Origin of the sequence: Nocardia sp. CDC159, assembly GCF_023740735.1 — a bacterium.
GTDB lineage: Bacteria > Actinomycetota > Actinomycetes > Mycobacteriales > Mycobacteriaceae > Nocardia > Nocardia pulmonis.
In genome coordinates this window covers 113,340-135,161 of the sequence record NZ_JAMRXH010000002.1, presented here as the reverse complement: position 1 = coordinate 135,161, position 21,822 = coordinate 113,340, and the positions used below count along the sequence as shown (strand labels likewise).

Here is a 21,822-nt window from a genome sequence, read left to right as displayed (position 1 = left end):
CCTCAGTGCTCCGCGGGTGGCCGACGCGGCCACTGCCGACCGCTGTCGGCGAGCACCGGCTCGGCCGCCGATGTGACGGCCGGTCGGCGTCGATCGGCGGACAGCCGTTCCGCCGAATCGATCTCGGCCAGACCGACCAGCACGATCAGCATCATGGTGACCAGCGTGACGATCACGATCAGCGGCGTGAGCAACTGCATGGGATCGGAACCACCGAGCGCGACATCGTGGCCGCCGTGTTCGGCGGACATGGAAGCCATCCCGGTGTAATGCATTCCGCACACCGCCAAACCCATGATCAGCGCCGCGCCCAGGGTGGCCAGGAAGCCGCGCAAATGCAGCATGAACCACAGCGCCGCGGTCGCCGCCACCACCGCGATCGCGATGGACAGCGCCACCAGGCTGGGTCGGTAATGCACGACCGCTGCCGAATGCATCGCATACATGCCGAGGTAGTGCATCGATGCCACGCCCAGTCCGGTGATCGCGCCGCCGACCGGCAGCGCGACGACCTCGCGCCGCCCGCGCACGGCGATGGAGAGTCCGAGCCACACCACCACGATGGCGATGGCGGCGCTGAGCAATGTCATCGCCATGTCGTAGCGAATGGTCGTCCCGACGATGGCGAAGCCGAGCATCGCGGTGAAATGCATGACCCAGATGCCCGCGCCGCCGAGCGCCACGGCCGCGGCGATCAACCAACCGCCGGGCCAGCGGGCGGCGCGGGCGTGGAACGCACATCGCAGACCGAGCACCGATCCGATGACGGACATCAGATAGGCCAGGGCCGGGGTCAGCCAACCATGGTGAAAATGGTCCAATTCCAGCACACGAACTCCAATGTCGAATTTCGTCGTTATCGGGCGATCGTCAGATGCGAGGGCGTCGCTGCCGGTCGCACCTTGTGGACGAAGTTGCGGCGCAGCTGGTGATAGGGCTCGCCGGGGTGGAAGAAATTGCGGCGCATCTGCGCCAATTCCTCCGCGCGATAGGCCGATAGTGGTTTTATCGCCTCGTCGGCCGCGCGGCGGCGCTTCTTCTGCACCAGCCTGTCGGCCAATTCCGTTGCGGCAGAAAGATTTTCGGCATCCTGGCGAACCCGGGACCAGAACTGGGCGGCATCGCCGGGTAGGGTGCGATCCACCAGCCCCAGCGCCGCGGCGGCCCGCGCGCCGACGGGCAGGGCCTCGTTGGTGAGCCGCTCGGCCGCGGCCGTGCCCACCCGCCGCGGCAGTGTATAGGTCCAGTATTCCGAGCCGTGCAGACCCATCAGCCGATAGTGCGGATTGAGCACGACCGATTCGCGGCACCACACCTCGTCGGCGGCCAGGGCCAGCAGCACCCCGCCCGCCGCGGCATTGCCCGCCAGCGCCGAGACGACCAGTTTGTCGGTGGTGGTGAGAATTGCCTCCACCAGGTCGTTCATCGCGTTGATGTTGTGCCAGGATTCGACGGCCGGGTCGGCGGCCGCCTCGATCACATTGAGATGGATGCCGTTGGAGAAGAAGTCGCGGGCCGGGCCGAGCACCAGCACACCGACCGGGCGCGTGCACGCATAGCGATACGCGGCCAGCAGGCGGCGGCACTGGCCGGTGCTCATCGCACCGCCCGGAAAGGCGAATTCGAGATAGCCGACCTCGTTCTCCTCGCGATATCGCAGTTCCGACCAGGTGTCGCGGGTGGCGGCCTCGATCGGGGAGACGGGGACCTCGGGGACATCGGCGGGCAGATCGGCCCCGAGCGCGGCCACGGCGGGCTGTTTGAAGGTGGGCGGGCCGCCCGGGGCGCGACGAGATCGCAACTGCGGCAACCACACCGCGCCGTCGGCCGTCGCCCGGCACAGCGCCCCGTCGCGGGTCGCGATCACCGCGCCGGGCGTCCCGCGCAGTCGGTCCTCGCGGTGGCCGCCGTGCAGGAAGTACTCTCTGCCGAACAACTCGTCCAGCACGCCGGGCTGAGAATCGGCGGCGCGGAGTTTGCGCAGGACGGTGGCGGTGTCATCGGCGGCCCAGTCGATGCGCCGGTACCGCTGCTCGTGATAGGGCCGCAGGCGGCCGCGCACGTCGGGGCGGTCGTAGTCCAGCGGCTCGGGCTCGAATCCGCCGGTGGCGAAACGATGTACGGCCGTCAGCACCGCGCGCACGGCGGCGTCGGCGACCTCGTTGCGGTAGAGCTCGCTCTTACCGCAGGCGGCCACCGGGAACGGTTCCGAGGCCCAGATCGGCCCGGCGTCCATCTCGGCGACGGCCTGCAGCACGGTGACGCCCCACTCCGGGGCGCCCTCGTGGATGGCCCAGTCGAGCGAGGAGGGGCCACGATCGCCCTTGGGTCCCGGATGCACGATCAGCACGGTGTGCGCCGTCCAGACGTCCTCCGGGATGGCGGTGGTCAACATCGGCGCCAGAATCAGCTCCGGCCGAAATTCCGCGATCCGTGCGCGTAATGCCTCATCCCCCAATGCCAGTTCGACGCCCACCTGGTGGCCGTGCTCGCGCAGCTCGGCGTGAACGCGCTGCGTGAGACTGTTGAATGCGCTGGCTACCAGCAGGATTCGCACTATGACTCCTCATCCGGTTGTCCGGTGTAAAGCTGAGGGAGAAGCTAACCCGAATCGGCACCGCGCGCATCTCGTTGCGCCACTTGCAATATCAAACTTTTGGTATGTAAAACCCTTCTGTCCCAACCTTTCCGGTAAGGCCAGCGGAAGAGTGACCGTCACATCAGGTTTCCGTCGCGGCACAGCGACGAGGTGCGCCAGGTGGGCTCGGGGCGCGGTTGGACGGGGTCGAAGGCCCACTCCGAGATCGGGGCGACGGCCTTCCAGTAGAGGTTGCCGTCGCGGTGGCGGACGGCCTGGTAGATGTCCTGGGTACCCGGGATCAGTTGGTCACCGGAGCAGTAATCGGTGTAGCTGGTGCCGGGCTGGCGCGCCCCCGCGCTGAACAGGCCGGTGGGTGCGGTGTGGGCGCCGGGATTGGCAACCGTGCTCGGCCGGGTGGTGGGCGCGCCGCGATACCAGTGCGGCGCGCGGAATTTGTCGATACCGCAGGTGAAGTGTCGCCCGCCCGCCGCGATCTCGGCACCCTGCGCATGCGCCGTCCCCGCCCACAGGCAACCCGGTCCGGAATTCGGGACCGCCGCCGCGGCCTCGGTCGTCGCGACCCCGAAACCGGTGGTCAGCGCCGTCGCCAGCGGCAGCGCGAAGATCGTTCGCCGGATGCGGGATGGTGCGGTACGTGCCATGGCGTCGTTGCCTCCAGTTCATCTACTATCTACGTACGTAAATAGTAGATGATCTTCGAACCGACCCCGTCGGGGATTCGGCCCCAACCGGAAGCGCTCGAGCGCCGAATACCTACCGGCGCGCCTCATCCTGAGGGGAGCGCCACCCTCGGATACGGGCGGCCGCGACCTCCGCCCGCCCGAATGTCGCGAAATGATCGGTCTCGGGCATTTGGGTAACCAAATGGAACTGCTATTTTTGTATCAGTTCCACGGCGAAGGGAGCAGCGCGGTGACCGCACGGACATCCTTGGTGGCTGGACCCGAAACCGAGATGGCCGATGCGGTCACCGAACTGCTCGCCTCCTGTGCGCCACCGGTGCTGGTGAACCACAGCCTGCGCACCTTCCAATTCGGCTGGGCGCTGGGCGAAGTGTGGGGCGAGACGGTGGATCGTGAGCTGCTGTACATCTGCACCGTGCTACACGATCTCGGTCTCACCGAACGATATGACGGGCCACACGGCTTCGAGCTGGAGGGTGCGGCGGGAGCGGTGGAATTCCTACGATCGCGGGGCTTCTCGCGCAACCGGATCGCCATCGTCCGCGACGCCATCGCCTGGCATCTGGATCCGGAACTGATTCGTCAGGGTGGGCCCGAGATCCGGCTGACCGGGGCGGGCACCGGCCTGGACACCCACGCGAGGCGCGTCGAGCAGCTCGATCCCCGGTTCATCGATGCGGTCGTGACTGCGCTGCCCCGGCTCGGTTTCCGGACCTGGTTGCGCCGGGCGTGTTTCGAACAGGCGCGGCGCAAGCCGCATTCGCGGGTGGCCTGGTGGGTCGACGGCGGTCACATGCCCGAGGACATGGGCAGCCCGCCGTTCACCGAGTAGCGGGAACGGGTGCGGCGGCGCTCGCAGGTTCCGGCGGCTCGAGGTGAGCCCACGGGGCAGCCTGCTCCAATTGCGCCGCGAGTTGCAGCAGCAGGTATTCGCTGCCGGGCGCGCCGACGAACTGGGTGCCCAGCGGCAGGCCGTCCGGAGTGCGATACAGCGGGACGCTGATGGCGGGGCATCCGGTGATGTTGGCCCACGGGGTGAACGGCACGGCGGCCATGTTGGCGAAGAGGAATTCGCGGAAGAGCCGGTTGCGCGTGATCAATCGGCCCGCGCCCAGGCTCACGAACGTCTCGACGATCAGCTCGGCCGCGCGCGGCAGCTCGTTCTGGCCGATGCGCAGGGCCGGTTCGGCGACGGTGGGGGTCAGCAGGAGGTCGTAGTCGGCGTGCAGCGTGGCCAGGGCGCGGGTGTAGTCGTTCCAGCGCTCGTATGCGTCGACCAGCTCGGGTGCGGAGATCGAGCGGCCCGCGACCGCGAGCATTCTGGTGTCGAAATCGAAATCGCGGGCCGAGGCGCCGGTGCGGCGGCGGGCATCGGCGATCTCGGCGGCGGCATGGGCCGTCCAGACCGTGGTGAAGTCCAGGGCCGCTTGGCGGCCGTCGAATGTCGGTGCGGCGTAATCGATCCGGTGGCCCAGGGATTCCAACAACGTCGCGGTGTGTTCCACCGCGCGCACCGCCTCGTCGTGAACCGCTGTGCCCAGCGGTGATTCGTGGTTGACGGCGATGCGCAGCGGGCGGGGCGCCCGGCCGACGGCCTCGGCGAAGCGGTGGCCGGGGCCCTCCCGGTAGTAGCGCGTCGTGGGATCGGGACCGGCGAGGACGTCGAGCATGGCGGCGGTGTCGCGGACGCTGCGCGAGAGCACCCCCTCGGTCGCGAGTCCGTGCAGCACGTCGCCACCACCGCCGCCGCACGGCAGCAGGCCGCGACCGGGCTTGAGGCCGAACAGTCCGGTCCAGGCCGCCGGGATGCGGATCGAACCGCCGCCGTCGTTGCCGCCCGCGATCGGGACGATGCCCGCGGCCACCGCGGCGGCCGAGCCGCCCGACGAGCCGCCCGGCGTCCGCTGCGGATCCCACGGATTGCGGGTGGCGCCGTAGGTGGAGGTCTCGGTGACGGCCTTGATGCCGAATTCGGGGGTGGTCGTCTTACCGAAGATCACCAGTCCGGCATCGAGCCAGCGGCGCACCAGCAGGCTGTGGTTCTCGGCCGGAATCGCCTGCAGCGGGCGGGTTCCGGAGGCGGTCGGATATCCGGCGAAATCCTGGAGGAGGTCCTTGACGAGGAACGGCACCCCCGCGAACGGGCCGGTGAGGGGCCCTGCCGCGCGCGTGCGGCCGACATCGGTCATGAGCAGGCTCACCGCGTTGAGGGCCGGGCCGACCTGTTCGTAGCGCGCGAGCGCGGCCTCGAGCAGTTCGGTGGGGTGCACTTGTTTGTCGGCGACCAGTTTCGCGAGCCCGACCGCGTCGTGAGCCCGATATTCGTCGTACCGCATGGGCCCTCCAGGGGTCGTGCTCCGAGATGGAATACCTACAATAGCAGTTCCGATTGGTTCGTCAACCGTTCGGTATGGCTACCTGGAATGCGTCGCTGACCAGCTACGATGGCTGCGATGACCGAGACCAGAATCGACGGCCGCAAGCTCCGCTACCAGCATCGTCGCCCCGAGCTGCTGGCGGCGGCGACGGAGTACGTGCTCGACCACGGGGTGAGCGAGCTGTCGCTGCGCCCGATGGCGACGGCGCTGGGGGTGAGCCATGCGACGCTGATCCGGCATTTCGAGACCAAGGAGGCGCTCATCGCCGAGGTGCTCGAGCGCATCCGGGTCGATTTCGAATCCCGCCTGCTCTCCGAGGCGCTGAGCGAGACCAGCAATGGGGCCGACCTGCTGCGCGCCGTCTGGAACCGCCTGTGCCAACCTCGGGAGCAGCGCCAATTCCGCGTGCTGTTCGAATTGGCCGCCGCCGCGGGCTATTCCGGTACCCGCGACACCGCCCTGCCCGACGCTCTGATCCGGAACTGGATCGACCTCACCAAGGAATCCCTGCTCCGCTACGGCTTCGCACCCGAAACCGCCGCCGCCGCGGCGACATTCGTTGTAGCCCAGATCCGCGGCCTTCAGATCGACCTCATCACCACCGGCGAACGCGCCCGAGTCGACCAGGCCTTCGAATTGATGATCACCATGGCCTCCCAGCTCGGCCTGGACGTGGATCCGACCTGACCGACAATGCGGACCGTTGCGGAATTGTTTCCGCAGCGAAAAGTTAGCAAACCGGATGAACGGGTACGGCCGCCGGTATGAGCCCATTCACTCCCACGCATCGTCTGCTCGATGAGCTGACCGATCGTTACGGCTCGGTGCGGGCCGTGTTTCTGGCGCTGGACCATCTGCGGGCGGATCCGGGCGCGGTGACCGATGTGTTCTCGCGGCCGGTCGGGTCCGGCTTGTCGATTTCGACCGGGCCGTCGGCCCTTTCGACGACGATGCAGCCGAAGCGGCCGCCGCGCAGAATGTAATGCGCGCGCAGTGGGGTGAGCCGGATCTGGCCGGGGTGCATCGGCCCGGTGAACGGAGACTCGCCCGCGTCGCGGGACTCGGCCCATTCGTAGAGGTCGGCCCAGACCTCCAGGCCGTTCGGGTCGAATTCGAGGTCGTAGGCGAACAGGGTGGAGGCCACCTGGGTGGCTGCCGTCGCCAGCCAGGTCAGGGCGGCGTCGCGGCCGTGTGCGACGACGCCGCCGGACACCTCGATATCGATTTCGGCGTGAAAATAGGTCTCGGCCAGGCCGCGATAGTCCCCGGCATTGTGCCGGGTGAGGTAGTCCTCGAAAGTGACCCGATCCATCTTTGGATCGAACCGTCGCCCGGGCCGAAATTCAATGGGTTGCCGACGTGATTTTCGCCGAATTCACGTCACCGGAAATCGCGCGCATGGTCGGCGGCCCATTCGGCGAAGGTGCGGCCGGGCTTCCCGGTGACGGATTCGACGGTCGGGCCGACCGGTGCCGGGCCGGTGCCCGCGCGGGACCAGAGCTCGAGGACCGGGCGGTAGACGAATTCGGCGGCCTGATCGTAGGTGATGTGCTCGAGCCGGATCGGTTCGCCGACGGCCGCGGCGAGGAGTTCGACCATTGTCCGGAAGGACAGCGATTGCGGGCCGGTCAGCGGATAGATCCTGTCCGCGTGTCCCGGGGTGGTCAGGGCGGTCACGGCCGCGTCGGCGAGGTCCGCCTCGTGGATCGGGCTCTGCTGCACGTCCGGGAACGGATGGCGGACAACGCGTTCGGATCCGATCGTGCCCTGCCACATGCGGGCGTTGGCGGCGAAGGCGCCGGGGCGCAGGATCGTCACGGGCAGGCCGGACGCGCGCAGCGGCCGCTCGACTCCGAGATGGTGATCGCCGATGGGATTGCCGGGCGCCTCGGCGGCGATCGAGGACAGCAGCGCGATATGGCGCACGCCGGCCGATTTCGCCGCGGCGATGAAATGCTCCAGGCCCTCGGCGGCGGCATACATGAACACCCGCTCGACGCCGTCCAATGCGGTGGTGTAGGTGGCCGGGCGCTGCGGATCCAGCCCGACCACCTCGACCTCGGCGGGCAGCGCGGTGTCGCCGGGCCGGGAACTGGCCGCCCGCACCGGAATTCCGGCGGCGCGCAGCCGATCGATGACGGTGCGGCCGACAATGCCGCGGGCGCCGGTGACGAGACAGGTCACTGGTCTTCTCCTTGTTCGGTTTTCGGGTGTGCGAACCGGGCGACGATGCGGCGCAACTGTTCTCCGTAGTGTCGCTCGAATTCCGGTGTGCCCGGCTCCGTGCCGAACAGCTCGCGGGCGGTGTCCGGCAGCAGGACCGGCGCGACGACCATGCCCATGATCGCCAGCCGGACGGCGGCCGGGTCGAGGTCGGCGGCTATCTCGCCACGGGCCCTGCGCTTTTCGGCATCGGCGAGATCGTCCGCGGTGGTCGAGGGCGGCGTCGGGGCCGCATCCGACAGCGCCCGCCAGATCGCCAGCCGGATGCCGCGCGGATCGGCCAGCACCTGCCGCAAATAGCGCACGGTCAGCTCGTCGAGCGGCAGCTCCGGATCGGCGAACCCGGCCTCCCGGTCCAGCCACTGCCGCTGCAGCGCCTCGTACAGCCCGGCCTTCCCGCCGAAGTAATAGGTGATCAGCTGCTTGTTCACCCCTGCCCGGGCGGCGATGTCGCCGACCCGCGCCCCGGCGAAGCCGCGCGTGGAGAACTCGTCGAAGGCCGCCTCCAGCAGGCCGCGCCGAGTGCGTTCGGCATCGCGGACGCGGGCGTCCGGGTCGGGGGCTCGATGTGTGGGCACGCGGCCACGCTAGCACGGTACTTTACAAATGGGTAATTGAATTAGAAGTATGGATGAGAGCCATCCGGTGACCGCCTTCGAACCTGTCGCGGCAGGTGCCGCCGTGCGCCACAATCCTTGCCATGACCCGATTTCGGATGCTGCGGTGTGCCGGTGCGCTGCTGATCGGTGTGGCGGGACTGACGGGCTGCGGGGAATCCGCGCGGCCCGCGCCGGGCGAGGCGGACTTCGTCTCCGTCACCGATGTCGATCCGACGATCCGGGTGGATGCCCGCTACTTCGGTGTGCACAACTTCATCGGTTCTCCGATCGCGGGTTACGAGGCGCCGAAATGCCTGCTGACCCGCCGGGCGGCCGCGGCCCTCGCCGAGGTGCAGCGCGAGCTGGCGCCGATGCGGCTGTCGCTGAAGACCTACGACTGCTATCGGCCGCAGCGGGCGGTTGATCAATTCGTCGCCTGGGCAAACGATCTCGGCGATGTGAAGATGAAAAAGGAATTCTATCCCAGCGTCGACAAGGCAAATCTATTCCGCGACGGCTACATTGCCGCCAAATCCGGCCACTCCCGGGGCAGTACGGTCGACGTGACGATCGTGGCGCTGCCCGCGCCCGCGAGCGAGCAGTACCACCCGGGTGATTCGCTGCGGGAATGCTTCCTGCCCGCGGGCCAGCGCTTCGGTGACGACTCCCTCGACTTCGGTACCGGCTTCGACTGTTTCGATCCGGCCGCGCATACCGCCAATCCGACCGTCGGCGGCACCCAGCGGGGACTGCGGGCGCTGCTGAGCGATGCCATGGCCGACCATGGATTCGAGAATCTGCCCGAGGAGTGGTGGCACTTCACCCTGCGCGACGAGCCCTTCCCCGACATCTACTTCGATTTCCCGGTGCGCTGAGCCGCGTCGAGGGCATCGGTGAGCGGTCGGCGGACCGGGTCGTCCTCGTCGGTTTCGGCCAGGGCCCTGCCGAGGACGAGCACGGCCTCGTCGGGACGGCCCAGATCGAGCAGGACGCGCCCGTGCACGAGGTCGGCGCGGGCGGCATTGCCGAGGGAATTGACGGCGCGGAAATCCCTGGCGGCTAGGGCGGCTCGGTCCGCCGCCGCCGCCATGCGTCCGGCGGCGAGCAGGATGCGCGCTCCGTTGTGATTCAGCCGCGCTCGGTGCCAGGTGATCAGGTCGGTGTCGTCCTCGGTGGCGGCCAGCTCGCGCAGGGCCCGTTCCGCCGCGTCGAGGTCGGCGACCGCCTCCTCCGGCCGCCGGGCCCAGTGCCAGGACAGCGCCGCGCTGGACAGACAGTGGACCAGCCGGGCGGCCTCGCCGCCGCGGCGGGCGGCCTCGGCCGCCTGTCGATACCGCTGTGCCGCAAGGGCATCGTGATCGAGGGCATCGAGGATCTCCGCGGCGTTGGCGAGGGCCTCGACCTCGGCCGCGGGATCGCCACCGGCTCCTTCGAATTCGATGATCTCGTCGTAGACCGCGAGGGCCTGTTCGAGCTCGCCGAGGTCGCGATGCACGGCGGCGAGCAGGAACCGGCAGCGCTGCGCGGCCCCGGCGCGATCGATGCGGTCCAGCCCGGCAATGGCCTCCTCGGCCACGTCGGCGGCATCGAGCAACTGCCCGATCTCGGCATAGGCGACGGCCAGATCCCGTTGGCGCAGCGGCACATCCGGCATGCTGTCCGCGGTGCCGATGGCCACGGCGGTGAGCAGTTCGCCGACGGCCTCGGCCGAACGGCCCAGCTGAATCAGCAATTCCCCGCGCAATGCGTGCATTTCGTAGCGCACGGCCGTCGGCTCGTGCGCGGGCAGGGCGGCCAGGGCCCGACTCGCGGCATCGAGGGCCGCCTCGGCGTCGTCGCCAGCCCGGTGCAGGAATGCCAGGCGGTGGGCGGCGAACGCGAGCCGACTTGGAATATCCACCTCGCGATAGCGGGCGAGTGCGAGTTCCGCCGCACCGATCGCCTCGGCCAGCTCGTCGGAATTCCTGATCGGCAGGCCGGTGCGGTGCATGGCGATATCGGCGATGAGTTCTGGATCGCCGATGGCCCGCGCGGCATCGGCGGCCTTGCCGAACGTCGCCCGGGACTCGTCGAACAGACCGGCGGCCCGCAGGCCGATCGCGAGCCGGACGGTGGCCCTGAGTCTTTCGACGGCGTCGTCCTGCCGGCTCAGATGCTCGTGGGCGGTGCGGAGCAGGGTCAACCCCTCCTCGGTCTCGCCGCGCTCGCACAGCCAGATGCCGAGGCGACCGAGGTTGGCCTGGCGGCCGTTCTCGTCGCCGAGCGCGGCGAACTGTTCGGCGGCGCGTGCCGACAGCGCCTCCGCGACCCGGGGATTCGGCGCCACCCGGGCCCGCAGCACCGTCGCCCGCGCGGCCAGCCGGGGGTCGTCCGGCGTATCGAGTTGCCGCACCAGCGCTTCGGCGGCCGCCATGTCGTAGCGGTTGGCGGCCCGCTCGGCGGCCTCGACGATCTCGGCGGCGGTCAGCCCGGCGACCGAGGGGGCATCCGGTACGGCGACCGGCCGCACTCGATGCCGCGCGGTGACCGACAGCGGCAGGTGGTCCACGATCGGTTCACTGTCGAGTACGGCGCGCACGAGGGCGGTCTGATGATCGGTGCCGTTGCGCGCGTCGAAGCGGGCGGCGAGCGCGAGCGCCTGGGCGGACAGCTCCGCGTGCAGCTCGCGCACGGTCGGTTCGGTGGCCGGACGGTCCCCGTGCGCGGGCCGGGGGACGGTGGTGCTCTCGTGTCCGGCGTCGGCGACCGTGCGCAGGAGCAGCGCGGCCGAGGCGGCGAATCGCATGGCGTCCAACGGACTCGGCGCGCGATCGAGCCAGCCCAGGTGGCGGATCAGGATCTCCAGGCCGCGGGCCTGATTGCCGGACAGGGCACAGAACGCGAGATGGTCGCCGATATCGGACAGATCCTCCGGGCGGGTGCGCAGGATGCGATACGCCCGGCGGTGCGCGCCGCGGGCCTGTTCCAATTGCCCGGTGCGTAGATAGGGCAGCAGCAGATTGGTCAGAATGTTCTGCGGCTGCTGTTCGCAGTCGAGCTCGCCCCGCAGGATCGGGGCCGCCAGCGCGATGGCCGCCTCGTCGCGCCCGCGCTCGACGAGATGGTCGGCCTGGGCCGACGGATCGCAGCCCGCGCAGTCGGAATTGTCGTCGCGCGGTGCGGTGCGCCATTTCTCGAACCAGTGGTCCGCCGCCGCGTGGTCGCCGATGTGGGCGGCCACCCGGTGCCGGTAGGCGTAGACGGCGTGTGGACTCTGACCCTCCGCGCGGTAGCGCCGCTCCATCTGGTCGAGCGCGGCCAGCGCCTGCTCCAGCGGCACCTCCGGGAATTTCGTCATCGCGCTCACCGCGAATTTGAAATACCAGCGCAGCATGCCCGGCACCCAGTCCTCGTACCGGGCCGGGTCGCGATCGTAATCGGCCAGGCAGCGGGTGAAGGGCACGAACAGCTTGGCGGGCTGGAGGCCGAGCGCGTAGGCCTGCACCATCCGCATGCGCACCTCGAAGGCGAGCATGGTGTGCCCGCCCGCCTCGGCGTGGCGCAGGGCCTGTTCCAGCAGGGCGTCCTTGGCATCGCCGTAGGGGAGTCCATCGGCCTGGTCGAACAGTTGGCGGAGCTGGTCTTCGGAGGCGGACATCAGCGGTGGCCCTCGGTGTCGTGCACGGCCCAGTCGAGCAGCCCGGCGAAGGATCGGTTGAGCAGGGCGGTGTCGGCCGGGCGCAGCGGATGCTGGCCGAGCAGCAGCGCCTGGACGTAGAGCGCCTCGATCGCCATCGTCGCCAGCCGCGGCTCGGTAATGCCGGAGATCCTGCGCACCAAAGGATTTCGATGATTGAGCACCAGCTGGGGGCGGTCCGGCCCCGGCCCGGTGTCGAAGGCGGCGAGCACATCCGACCAGAGGTCGTCGGCGAGGGCCCGGGTGGCGCGCAGCTCGGCCCGGTGCTGGGTCTCCCGGTCGAGCAGATACAGCGCCGCCAGCGAGGGCGGGTCGTAGGCCCGCAGCACCACCTCGCAGTCGAGCCGATCCAGGGCGCGCTGGGCGGTGTCGAGCAGTGGGCGCAGCGCCAGCTCGGTGACCGGATCGAGCAGGTCGAAGCGGGTGGCCAGCTCGCTGGGATCCAGGCGCTCGACGAGGACGTCCGGGTCGATCCGGGACAGTCGGTCGAGAATTTCGGAGATGTAGGTGTAGCCGCCGTTCACCAGGCCCAGGCCCTGTGCGGCGGCGACGGCCGACAGCTGCCGGAACTCCTCCACCGCGGGGGTGTAGCGCACCGAAGTCCCGAAGCGACGCCGAAATTCGGCCAGCGGAATGCGACCGGCATTGGTCTCCACCGGCAGCCACCGGTCCACCAGGCGCAGCATATCGTCGTCGTGCAGGGCCAGCGCCTTCACGCCCAGGTCGTGGATGCGCAGGAAGGTCGCGAGGCTGCCCGGATCGGAGGCCGACAGTTCCACCAGCCAGTCGCGGAGCTGTCCGCCGACGGCCTCCCGGGTGGCCTCCAGCAGATCGTCCTCGTACAGGGCCTCGCGGCTGGCGGTCGGGCGCAGTTCGGTGGAGTCGACCACGCAGCGGACGAAGAAGGCCCAGTCCGGCAGCAGGCCGGGGACGGCCTCGGCGATCAGCATGCGCTTGAGGTAGACCCGGTGCCCGGCCCGGGCGGCCGGATTGGCCGGATGGGGCAGGACGAAGGCCACCCCGGTGAGCCCGGCCTCGGCGCAGCTCAGATCGATCGTCGCCAGCGGCGTGAAGCCGAAGGTCTGCTCGGCGTAGGCGGACAGCGCGGCCCCCCGCTCGGCCGGTGTGGAATGCGCTGCCCGCCAGGGCAGTTCACCCGCGGTGACGGCGCACCCGTCCACCGTGACCTCCAGCGGCAGCAGGCCGCCGAACAATCCCGCCAATTCGGTGACCGTATCGCCGGCCACCCACTGTTCCATGCCCTGCCGGGGAGCCAGGATCACGGTGGTGCCCGGTTCGGCGCGCTGCTCGGTCGCGGCGGCCACCCGGTACCGCCCGTCGGCCGATCCGGTCCACGCCACCGTCGCCCCGCCCCGCGCCGACCGGGTGAGCACCCGGACCTGATCGGCCACCAGGAAGCACGACAGCAGCCCGATTCCGAACTGCCCCAGGAATTCGTGCCGCGCGAATCCGAGATCGTCGCGCTTACCGCTGCGCCCGATGGTCGCCAGCAGCGCGTGCACCTCGGGCTCGGACAGCCCGATGCCGTTGTCGTGCACGCGGATACTGCCGTCGCCGGTGGTCGCGGCGGTTTCGATCCACACCCGCCCCGGCGCTTCCGCGGCCAGCTCCCGCCGAGCGGTGACGGCATCCACCGCGTTCTGCAGCAACTCCCGCACATACACCCGCGGACTGCCGTAGAGATGGTGGCTGAGCAGGTCGACGATTCCGCGCAGATCGACCTGAAACGCTTGTTCCACCAATGCCTCCGAACTCCCGGTAGAACGAGAACAAGTGATTGTCCCGAGTTTCACGGGCCCGACGACAGCCACTGGAACCGGGGGCGGAGGGTACTTGACCCGCTCGTAGGATGAAGCTCGGTGGGGTTTGGTACTGGAGCTCGGAAAGGATGCACGAGCATGCGGGCTATCAAACGGATTTGGCAGTACATGCGGGCGTTCGGATCGGCGCGGCGAAATCGGACGGATCTGGTGGGGTGGTTGATTCGCCGCCCGCAGCTGTTGCTGAGCACGCTGTTCTTCGAGACGATGCTGCTGTTCGCCAACCGGCTGGATCCGAAGCTGAAGGAGCTGGCCGAGCTCAAGATCGCGGGCATGATCAACTGTGAGTACTGCCTGGATATCGGTTCGGCGCTGGCGAATTCGGGTGGGCTCACCGAGCAGCAGATCCTGGATCTGCCGAAGTACAAGACCAGTGACGCCTACTCCGAGCTGGAGAAGTTGGTGCTGGCCTATGCCGAGGCGGTCACGCTCACCCCGGCCACCGGCATCGCCGAGCTGCGCGAGCAGCTGCTGACGCACCTGTCGAAGGCCCAGCTCGCCGAGCTCGCGGCCGCGATCGCCTGGGAGAATCAGCGCGCCCGGATCAATCAGGCGCTGGGTGTGCGCGCGACCGGGATGGCCGACGGCATGGTGTGCGCCCTGCCCGAGTCGCGCCCCGCGTGAGCGAACTCAGGGGTAGGGCAGGATGCTGCCGCCGCGCTGCTGCAGCAGCATGATCATGTAACCGACCTCCTGGGTCTGATCCCCGATCATGCCCTGGGCGATGCGCTCGATCGCGGCCGAGCGCAGCAACGGCAGGGCATTGTGGGCCATATCGATCCCGCCCTGATGGTGTCGAATCATCAACTGCAGGAAGCGGATTTCGGCATCGCGCCCTTTCAATCGGGACAGGGCGTTGATCTCGTCCCAACTGGCCATGCCGGGCATCGTCCCCGGTGGCGCGCTGCCGTCCTGGGCGTGGGCCGACCCGTGCCCGGCCCGCACCGGATGCGTCCACGCCATCGGATGTTCCGGGCGCAGCGGCTTTTCCAGCAGCATGAGCCAGCCGCGCATGGTGCCGATCTCCTGGATCTGCGTGGCGGTGACCTGCTGGGCTATCGTCACGACCGTGGCGTCGGCGCCCTTGTCGAGGTTCTGGGCGAGGAAGACCGCCTGCTCGTGATGAACCGACATGTCCTGGGCGAAGCCGATTTCCGCGTCGGTCAGACGCACGCAGTCAGCGCCGTCGGGGGTCTGCGACCACATCAGCGGCCGCAGCGCCGCGCCCATCACCAGTAGTAGCAGCACCCCGAGTCCGAGGGCCGGTACCAGCAGCCACCTGTTCGAGGCGAGTCGCATATCAGGCTCCGACCGTCGATTCCTGGTTCGGCGGCGGTGTGTAGACGTTGTTGTCCAGCTGGATCACCATGAAACCGTTGTCGCTGCAGGTGGTCCACAGCTGGGTGCCGCGCCATTCCGGCGGCGACAGGCACCAGTCCGAGGACAGGTCGCCGTTGAACGACAGCGCGGCCCGGGAGGACAGCTGGTTGAGGATGTTCACATTGCCCTGGAACGCCGAGCGGGCGATCGAAATGAAGCTCAGCAGCGGCATGCCGATCACCGACGCCTGGGCATGCGGCGAATTGACCAGATTCAGGTTCTCGCCCGTGCGGGCGGGCGGGTTGTAGTACGCGATCTCGCGGATATTGCCCGGGTCGCGCACATCGAATACCCGGATGCCGGAGGACAACCAGGAACAGGCCAGCGCGGTCGGATCGTCCGGCCGGTCGACCGTGCAGTAGTGCGGATCGTAGGTCAATACCGAACCACCTTGCGACGAACGCACATTCGCATCGATGTTCTGCGGGAGATCGATCGCCAGCTTGATCTTCTCGACGATCCGCAGCTTCGCCGGATCGGCGACATCGATCAATTTCACGCCGCCGGAACCGATTTCGTCGGGGGTGAAGGTGTAGGGATGGCCGTTGTAGGTCACCGGAATGCTGTGCTGGGTGACCTGGCCGTCCAGCCAGAACCGGTGACCCAGATGCGGCACCTGCGGATTCGGGTCGCGCCGCTGCACCGCGCTGATGTCCAGCACCGTCATGCCCGCCCAGGCCGACAGATACATCCGGTTGCCATCGGGGCTGATGCCGAAACCGTGTCCCTCGACGCCGGTGAGGCCCTGCCAGATGATGTGCGGATTGGCGGGATCGGACACGTCGATCGCGCTCAGCAGGCCCGGGAAAACGCCGGAGGCCCAATAGGTGTTGCCGTCCGGTGAGAATCCGCCCTCGTGCGAGAGGAACGGCAGCGGCATCGTCATATTGGTACCCGCGGCCTTGTTGAGCAGGCGCGGATGCGCGCAATCGGAGATGTCGTAGATGGAGAAGTAGCCGCCGCCGACGATGCCCAGCGGGACCGAGGAGGCGGCCAGCAGCTTGCGGGCCTTGTTGACCTTCAACGTCTCGAAGGTGCCGCCCGCCATGGCCGGTTCGCGCAGCGTCGCGGTGTGCACCGGATTCGCGGGATCGGAGACGTCCAGGACCTGGACGCCGCCGTCGCCGCGCAGCACCTCGCCGGGGAAGAACGTGCCGGTATAGGAGCAGTGCTCGAAGGTCACCGACAGCATGCCGCCGCCGGTGCCCTGGAAACCGCCGACGAACGAGGCATTGCAGCGGTAGCCCTGTTTACTGCGTCCGCTGTCGCGGTCCTCGGCGGGAACATCGCCCTGCAAACCGGTTTCGGGCGACGATCCGGGTCCGCAGCGGGCGGTCGGAACCGACTCCGTACCCACCTCGGTGAATGTCGCGAGATCGTCCTGCGCGCTCGTCACGGGCGCGGGCAGGACGGCCGCCGCGAGCACCATCCCCACCGCCACCAGACAGCCAGGCATCGAACGAGACCGCATCTGCAAACCACCTCTTCGCATTTCGCCCGGCTGATAACGCTATACATCGCCCCCGCGGCCGGACACTAGCAGGAAATTGCCCCTGGTCGGCAACTGGCAATCAACTGTCATGGGGTGTAGGGGGCGAAGTTTGCGAAAATACGGCGGTCGCAGCCGCGCGGGCCGCGATCGCCAGGAGGTGCGCATGGGCATGAATACGACGGCGCTGGGACCGGATAAGCTGCGCGGTTATGCACGGCTGGGAAATCTGTATTTCTTCGATCCGCATCTCTTCATTTTCGCCGGGCTTTCACTGCTGCCCACCGAGATATTGAGCGACGGCCGAAACTGGGTTGTCTTCGTGGCATTGAGTCTCGGCTACTTTCTCGTTCACCACGCCACCGCGTCGTTCGACGACATCACCGGATTCAAGGACGGCTCGGATGCCCGCAACTACCTCGGCAACCCGAGCTACCTGCGCAAGGCCGAGTCCAAACCGCTGATCACCGGTCAGCTGGAACTCGACGAGGCCCGCTGGTGCGCGTGGTCGACCGCGATCGTCGGGGGCGTGCTGGTGTTCGTGGGCTTCCTGCTGGCGCCGCATCATCCGGTGTGGCTGATCGCGTTCTCGTTCATCGCGATTCTGCTGTGCGTGCAGTATTCCTACGGGTTGAATCTCAGCCGTATCGGTGGTCAGGAACTGGTGCTGTTCTTCGGCTTCGGGCTCCCGGTCGCGGTGTTCTACACCCTTTTCTCCGGCACGCTCGCCGCGGTCGCGGTCATGCAGGCGGTATTGATCGGTCTGTGGGCGGTGCTGGTATCGGCGTATTCGAATATGAACGACCTCGAGGTCGATCGCAGCAATGGGCGATTGAATCTGGCCACCACCACCGACGAACGCGGTTACAAACGAATCGTCGCCATATTGTCCGTCGCCGAGCCGGTGATCGTGATCTGTTTTGCGTTGGCGACGTCGGTGTCCTGGTGGTACGCGGTGGCGCTGATCCCGGTGTACGCGCTGCGCCTCGTGCAATTCCGGAAGGGTTTCGCCGCCCGCGATCCCCTGCTCGCCAGGCAGTACGGGCGTCGCATCCACGAATTGGGGATCGCCCTGCTGGTCGTGGTCAATCTCGTTGTGCTGCACTGACCCCGGCCGCGCGGCCTTCAGGAAGGTATGTCTATGACGGATCGAGTTGTCGTGGTCGAGGCCGATACGGTCAGCAAGGATTTCCTGGCCGGTGAGGTCACCGTCCACGCGGTGCAGGACTGCAGTGTGACGGTGCGCTCCGGGGAGATCTTGGCGATCGTCGGCAAGAGCGGCAGCGGGAAATCCACGCTGTGCAATCTGCTTTCAGGGCTGGACCGGCCGACCAAGGGGACCGTGCAGTTGCTCGGCCGCGATCTCGAGGCGTACGACGAGACGGAGATGTCGCGGCTGCGGGCCACCCGGCTGGGTTTCGTCCTGCAGAAGGACAATCTCGTGCCGTCGCTGACGCTGGCCGAGAATGTCGCCGCGCCATTGATTTTCGGCGGCGCCAAGCCCAGACAGGCACTGCGGCGAGCCGAGGAGATCCTCGCCGAGGTCGGGCTCGAGCATCGGGTGTCGGCCTGGCCGTCGGTGGTATCCGGTGGCGAGGCGCAGCGGGCGGCGGTCGCGCGCGCCTGTGTCGGCGAGCCCGCGATCGTCTTCGCCGACGAGCCGACCGGGGCGCTGGACTCCGAGAACGGGCGGATCGTCATGGGGCTGTTCCGGAAGCTGGTGACCCAGCACAATTCCGCGGGCGTGATCGTCACCCACGATCTGGATCTGGTGGGCGAGGCCGATCACGTCATCCGGCTCGTCGACGGGCGGATCAGCGAAGAGCGGGTGGGCGCGTGAGTAGTTCGGGCTCGACCACGCTGGTCGCTCGCGCCCTGGCCCGCGGTTGGTGGCGGCGGCCGATCCGGCTCATCGCCGCGATCGTCGCGGGTATCGGCGGCATCATGCTGACCACGGCGGTGCTGCTGCTCGCGGCCACCGTCATGGGCGCGATTCGCAATGCGCCGGTGCAGGGCGTGGCGGACGGGACCATTGCCGTCGAGGCGCAGGCGCAGGCCGGGATGTCCGAGGACATGGTTGCCAAGATCGCCGCGGCCTCCGGCGGGGCCGCCACCTCGCGCATGGTGGTGGCCAATACCGAACTGAACATCGACGGCCGGTTCCGTCCGGTCGTGGTACTCGGCGTGGATCCGATGCTGCCCGGCATGCTGGACCCCTCGGCCGTCGCACTGGCCGACGGGCGGATGTCGCTCACGCCGGGCGCGGTGTATCTGGCCGAGCGGTGGGCGGGCGAGCACGGCATCGGCACCGGCGACGATATCGCCGTGGCCACCACGACCGGGGTGGCCCGGTGGAAGGTGGCCGGGCTGCTGCGCCAGGACTTCGCCAATCGCGGCGCGGTGGCGATCGCCCCGATTGCCGACGTGGCCAAGGCCTACGAGCGGGGGACGAATACCGATGTGCTGCTGCTGAAGCCGGGCCGGTTCGACGAATCCGAAACGCGCAGTGCGGTTTCGGCCGTACTGGACGGGGCCGCGCAGGTGAAGGACCCCGCGGATCTGTTCTCCGGCTTCAACCGCACGTTCAAGACGCCGCTGTCGATTCTGGCCATGTTCGCGGCCATCTCGATCCTCACCGCGAGCGTGGTGCTGTTCCTCACCTGGCGGCTGGTCCTGACCGATGCCGGTCCGATCCTGTCGCGGCTGCGCCTGCTCGGCGCGCGCCCGCGCGATCTGATGTTCGGCTCGGGCGCGGTGATGATTCCGATCCTGCTGGTCACCTATGTCATCGGCGCGGCCGCCGGACTGCTGCTCGGCCGCCGGTTGTCGGCCTTCACCACCCAGATCACCAACCTCACCCAGCAGGCGCTCAATCCCGGATTCCCCTGGCTGCCGGCGGTTCTCGGCGCTCTCGGCGGTGCGGTGGTGATGTTCGGATTCGCCTGGCTGTCCGGACTGCTGCGACTGCGTCGGGTGGCCGCGATCGATGCGGTGAACAACCGGAACACCGCCGCGGTCACGCCGTCGAAGATCACCACACCGATGCTGACGGCCGTCGCGGCGCTGGTGCTCGCGATCGTGATCCTGCTGTGGGCCCCGACCCTGCTGAAGGCGGCCGCGCTGGTGCCGCTGCTGTATGCGGTGGCGGTGTTGTGCACCGTGGTCCCGGTGCTGGCCGGGACCGTGCTGCGGCGGTCCGCGCAGGGGCCGACCGGGCTGTTCGTGGGCCGCCACCTCGAGGTGGGCTGGCGGCGCAACGCGGCGCTGAGTATCACCTTCGCGGTCGCCATGGTCACCGCCATCGCCATGTCGGGGGTGTCCACGAGCATCAAGAACGAGGTCGGCAATTCGGTCGACCGCTGGTCGCGGGTGAATCTGTTCGTGCAGGCCGCGCCCACCGGTGAATTGCTCACCGGCGAGGCCATGCCGACGGCGCTGGCCGCCGAACTCGAGCGGGTGCCCGGGGTGCGCACGGCCTACGGATTCTCCTATGCCAGTGTCGGAATCGACGGCGCGCGCTATCCGCTGTGGTCGTGGAGCGGCTCGCGGCTGGGCGAACTCACCCGGCTGCGGGTGACCGAAGGACCCGTCGATGTGCTGGAGAGTTCGACCGACGACACCGTCGCGGTGACCTCCAACTTCGCCCGGATCCAGCGCAAGGATGTCGGTTCCACGCTGGATCTGCCGCTGCCCGACGGGCATCGGACGGTGCGAATCGCCGCGATCGTGGACGATTCGGTATCCGACGGCGGCACGGTGATCGCCAGCGAGGGCCTGTTCCGCCTGCTGGTCGGCGCGAGCGGGGTGAACACCTTCTGCCTCGATCTGGTCCCCGGTGCGGATCGGGTGGCGGTCGAGCGGCAGGTGCGGTCGCTGCTGGCCGACCGGTACCCGCGGGCGCGCACCATCGACGACGCCGGTCTGCGGGCGAGTTTCGTCTCGCTGACCGGGCGGTTGGTGAGCGCATTCGAGGCATTCGCGTGGGTGATGTTCGTGGTGGCCACCGCGGTGGGCGCGGCGACGCTGGCGTCGAGCCTGGCCGAACGGCAACGCGCCATCGCGCTGACCCGGCTGACCGGTGGGCGGCGGCGGTCGGTGCGCCGTCAGCTCCTGATCGAATCGACCATCATCGTGGCGGTGGCCTGGGTGGTGGCGGTGCCCGGCGGACTGCTGGCGATGCCCGCGATGATGAGCGCGCTGTCGGTGCAGAGCGGTCTGCTGCCGCCCATCACGATTCCGGTGCCGCTGCTGGTGCTGAGCCTGCCGCTGACCCTCGCGGCGCTGCTGATCGCGCTGTTCGTGGCGCGCCGCTCCTCGCAGGAGATCCCGCTCGCGGAACTGGTTGCCCAGGAATAGGACTCGACGCCGAACGGGATCGCGAGAGCCTCCGGAGGATGCCCTCGCGATCCCGTTCGGCGTCGGTGCTCAGTCGGTGTGGGCGTCGATCAGAGCGTCGCGGAGAGGAGTGGTACACAAATGAGTACGGTGGCGCGCGCGAATGCGTTCGATCAGCGATATCACGCGGCGACGTTCGTCAAGAGATCGAGCGACAAGGTGTTTCCCACACACTGGTCGTTCCTGCTCGGCGAGATCGAACTGTACGGCTTCGTCATCCTTTTGCTCGTACCGCCCGTCGGTCGAATTCCCGAAATCTCGATCTTCGGGGAGGTTTCGGTGAAGACCGAGGTCGGGCAGGGCGCACAGATCCATGATCATTCTCGTCGAGCGCGCGGAACCGGCTATATGACAGGAATTTGCTATATCGCGAATGCCGATCGCTGAATCCCTTCGGCGAGCGTGGAGCAAAGGTGGATGAAACGTTGTTTCAGGTTGAAAAGCCGGTTATCGTATCCGTTGCGTGAGCGCTCGGGGCGCGCAGAGATCAGCGCGCAACAGTGCGCCGAAAGTTCGCCGTACGAGTCGAGCCGCGAGAACTCGGATCGGGGGGACT

Annotated in this window: 19 protein-coding genes; 8 read left to right on the top strand and 11 right to left on the bottom strand. The window is 68.3% G+C overall.

The window, feature by feature from the left end; all coding sequences use genetic code 11:
• Positions 1 to 2 precede the first annotated feature (2 nt).
• The 3 genes from NDR87_RS04320 to NDR87_RS04310 form a co-directional block, all read right to left on the bottom strand.
• Positions 3 to 830 carry an MHYT domain-containing protein gene (locus NDR87_RS04320; protein WP_308212041.1) on the bottom strand — a complete coding sequence of 276 codons (828 nt, stop codon included), beginning with the start codon at positions 828 to 830 and terminating at the stop codon, positions 3 to 5.
• A gap of 26 nt (positions 831 to 856) precedes the next feature.
• The gene (locus NDR87_RS04315; protein WP_251910094.1) at positions 857 to 2,557 is read right to left on the bottom strand and encodes a hydrogenase maturation protein; all 1,701 of its coding nucleotides are present in this window, start codon (positions 2,555 to 2,557) and stop codon (positions 857 to 859) included.
• A gap of 158 nt (positions 2,558 to 2,715) precedes the next feature.
• Positions 2,716 to 3,243 carry a hypothetical protein gene (locus NDR87_RS04310; protein ID WP_251910095.1) on the bottom strand — a complete coding sequence of 176 codons (528 nt, stop codon included), beginning with the start codon at positions 3,241 to 3,243 and terminating at the stop codon, positions 2,716 to 2,718.
• A gap of 271 nt (positions 3,244 to 3,514) precedes the next feature.
• Here NDR87_RS04310 and NDR87_RS04305 point away from each other — a divergent pair, with 271 nt between their 5' ends.
• Positions 3,515 to 4,117, top strand: coding sequence for an HD domain-containing protein (locus NDR87_RS04305; RefSeq protein WP_251910096.1), 603 nt, complete (start codon positions 3,515 to 3,517; stop codon positions 4,115 to 4,117).
• Here NDR87_RS04305 and NDR87_RS04300 read toward each other — a convergent pair.
• Complete coding sequence (locus NDR87_RS04300; protein WP_251910097.1) at positions 4,107 to 5,621, bottom strand: amidase; 1,515 nt, start codon at positions 5,619 to 5,621, stop codon at positions 4,107 to 4,109. The two genes, NDR87_RS04305 and NDR87_RS04300, sit on opposite strands and share 11 nt — an antisense overlap.
• 117 nt (positions 5,622 to 5,738) lie before the next feature.
• On the opposite strand from NDR87_RS04300, the gene NDR87_RS04295 reads away from it, so the two are divergent.
• Positions 5,739 to 6,350 carry a TetR/AcrR family transcriptional regulator gene (locus tag NDR87_RS04295; RefSeq protein WP_251910098.1) on the top strand — a complete coding sequence of 204 codons (612 nt, stop codon included), beginning with the start codon at positions 5,739 to 5,741 and terminating at the stop codon, positions 6,348 to 6,350.
• A 127-nt stretch (positions 6,351 to 6,477) separates the two neighbouring features.
• Here NDR87_RS04295 and NDR87_RS04290 read toward each other — a convergent pair whose 3' ends face one another.
• The 3 genes from NDR87_RS04290 to NDR87_RS37675 all read right to left on the bottom strand — a co-directional run bounded on the left by NDR87_RS04290 (position 6,478) and on the right by NDR87_RS37675 (position 8,464).
• Positions 6,478 to 6,975, bottom strand: coding sequence for a hypothetical protein (locus NDR87_RS04290; RefSeq protein WP_251910099.1), 498 nt, complete (start codon positions 6,973 to 6,975; stop codon positions 6,478 to 6,480).
• Positions 6,976 to 7,043: 68 nt separating this feature from the next.
• Entirely contained in the window at positions 7,044 to 7,847 is an 804-nt protein-coding gene (locus tag NDR87_RS04285) for an NAD(P)H-binding protein (protein ID WP_251910100.1), read from the bottom strand.
• Positions 7,844 to 8,464, bottom strand: coding sequence for a TetR family transcriptional regulator (locus tag NDR87_RS37675; RefSeq protein WP_251910101.1), 621 nt, complete (start codon positions 8,462 to 8,464; stop codon positions 7,844 to 7,846). The genes NDR87_RS04285 and NDR87_RS37675 overlap by 4 nt, the downstream gene beginning before the upstream one ends.
• A 122-nt stretch (positions 8,465 to 8,586) precedes the next feature.
• Between NDR87_RS37675 and NDR87_RS04275 the strand changes: the two genes are divergently transcribed.
• Complete coding sequence (locus NDR87_RS04275) at positions 8,587 to 9,360, top strand: M15 family metallopeptidase (protein WP_251910102.1); 774 nt, start codon at positions 8,587 to 8,589, stop codon at positions 9,358 to 9,360.
• Here the strand turns inward: NDR87_RS04275 and NDR87_RS04270 are convergent.
• The gene (locus tag NDR87_RS04270; RefSeq protein ID WP_251910103.1) at positions 9,336 to 12,122 is read right to left on the bottom strand and encodes a hypothetical protein; all 2,787 of its coding nucleotides are present in this window, start codon (positions 12,120 to 12,122) and stop codon (positions 9,336 to 9,338) included. The genes NDR87_RS04275 and NDR87_RS04270 overlap by 25 nt on opposite strands.
• A complete protein-coding gene (locus tag NDR87_RS04265) occupies positions 12,122 to 13,921 on the bottom strand; it encodes an HSP90 family protein (protein ID WP_251910104.1) in 1,800 nt (599 codons plus the stop codon). The genes NDR87_RS04270 and NDR87_RS04265 overlap by 1 nt, the downstream gene beginning before the upstream one ends.
• 159 nt (positions 13,922 to 14,080) lie before the next feature.
• On the opposite strand from NDR87_RS04265, the gene NDR87_RS04260 reads away from it, so the two are divergent.
• Positions 14,081 to 14,626, top strand: a complete 546-nt coding sequence (locus NDR87_RS04260; RefSeq protein ID WP_251910105.1) for a carboxymuconolactone decarboxylase family protein — start codon at positions 14,081 to 14,083, stop codon at positions 14,624 to 14,626.
• Positions 14,627 to 14,632: 6 nt separating this feature from the next.
• Here the strand turns inward: NDR87_RS04260 and NDR87_RS04255 are convergent, their stop codons facing one another.
• Positions 14,633 to 15,301 (bottom strand): DUF305 domain-containing protein, encoded by a 669-nt coding sequence (locus NDR87_RS04255; RefSeq protein WP_251910106.1) that lies wholly within the window; start codon positions 15,299 to 15,301, stop codon positions 14,633 to 14,635.
• 1 nt (position 15,302) lies between these two features.
• Positions 15,303 to 16,853 carry an LVIVD repeat-containing protein gene (locus NDR87_RS04250; RefSeq protein WP_251910107.1) on the bottom strand — a complete coding sequence of 517 codons (1,551 nt, stop codon included), beginning with the start codon at positions 16,851 to 16,853 and terminating at the stop codon, positions 15,303 to 15,305.
• Positions 16,854 to 17,037: 184 nt separating this feature from the next.
• Here NDR87_RS04250 and NDR87_RS04245 point away from each other — a divergent pair, with 184 nt between their 5' ends.
• The 4 genes from NDR87_RS04245 to NDR87_RS04230 all read left to right on the top strand — a co-directional run bounded on the left by NDR87_RS04245 (position 17,038) and on the right by NDR87_RS04230 (position 21,653).
• Positions 17,038 to 17,979 (top strand): prenyltransferase, encoded by a 942-nt coding sequence (locus NDR87_RS04245; protein WP_251910108.1) that lies wholly within the window; start codon positions 17,038 to 17,040, stop codon positions 17,977 to 17,979.
• Positions 17,980 to 18,012: 33 nt separating this feature from the next.
• Positions 18,013 to 18,711, top strand: coding sequence for an ABC transporter ATP-binding protein (locus NDR87_RS04240; protein ID WP_251910109.1), 699 nt, complete (start codon positions 18,013 to 18,015; stop codon positions 18,709 to 18,711).
• Positions 18,708 to 21,227, top strand: coding sequence for an FtsX-like permease family protein (locus NDR87_RS37670; protein WP_251910110.1), 2,520 nt, complete (start codon positions 18,708 to 18,710; stop codon positions 21,225 to 21,227). The genes NDR87_RS04240 and NDR87_RS37670 overlap by 4 nt, the downstream gene beginning before the upstream one ends.
• 78 nt (positions 21,228 to 21,305) lie before the next feature.
• A complete protein-coding gene (locus tag NDR87_RS04230; RefSeq protein WP_251910233.1) occupies positions 21,306 to 21,653 on the top strand; it encodes a hypothetical protein in 348 nt (115 codons plus the stop codon).
• Positions 21,654 to 21,822: the final 169 nt, after the last annotated feature.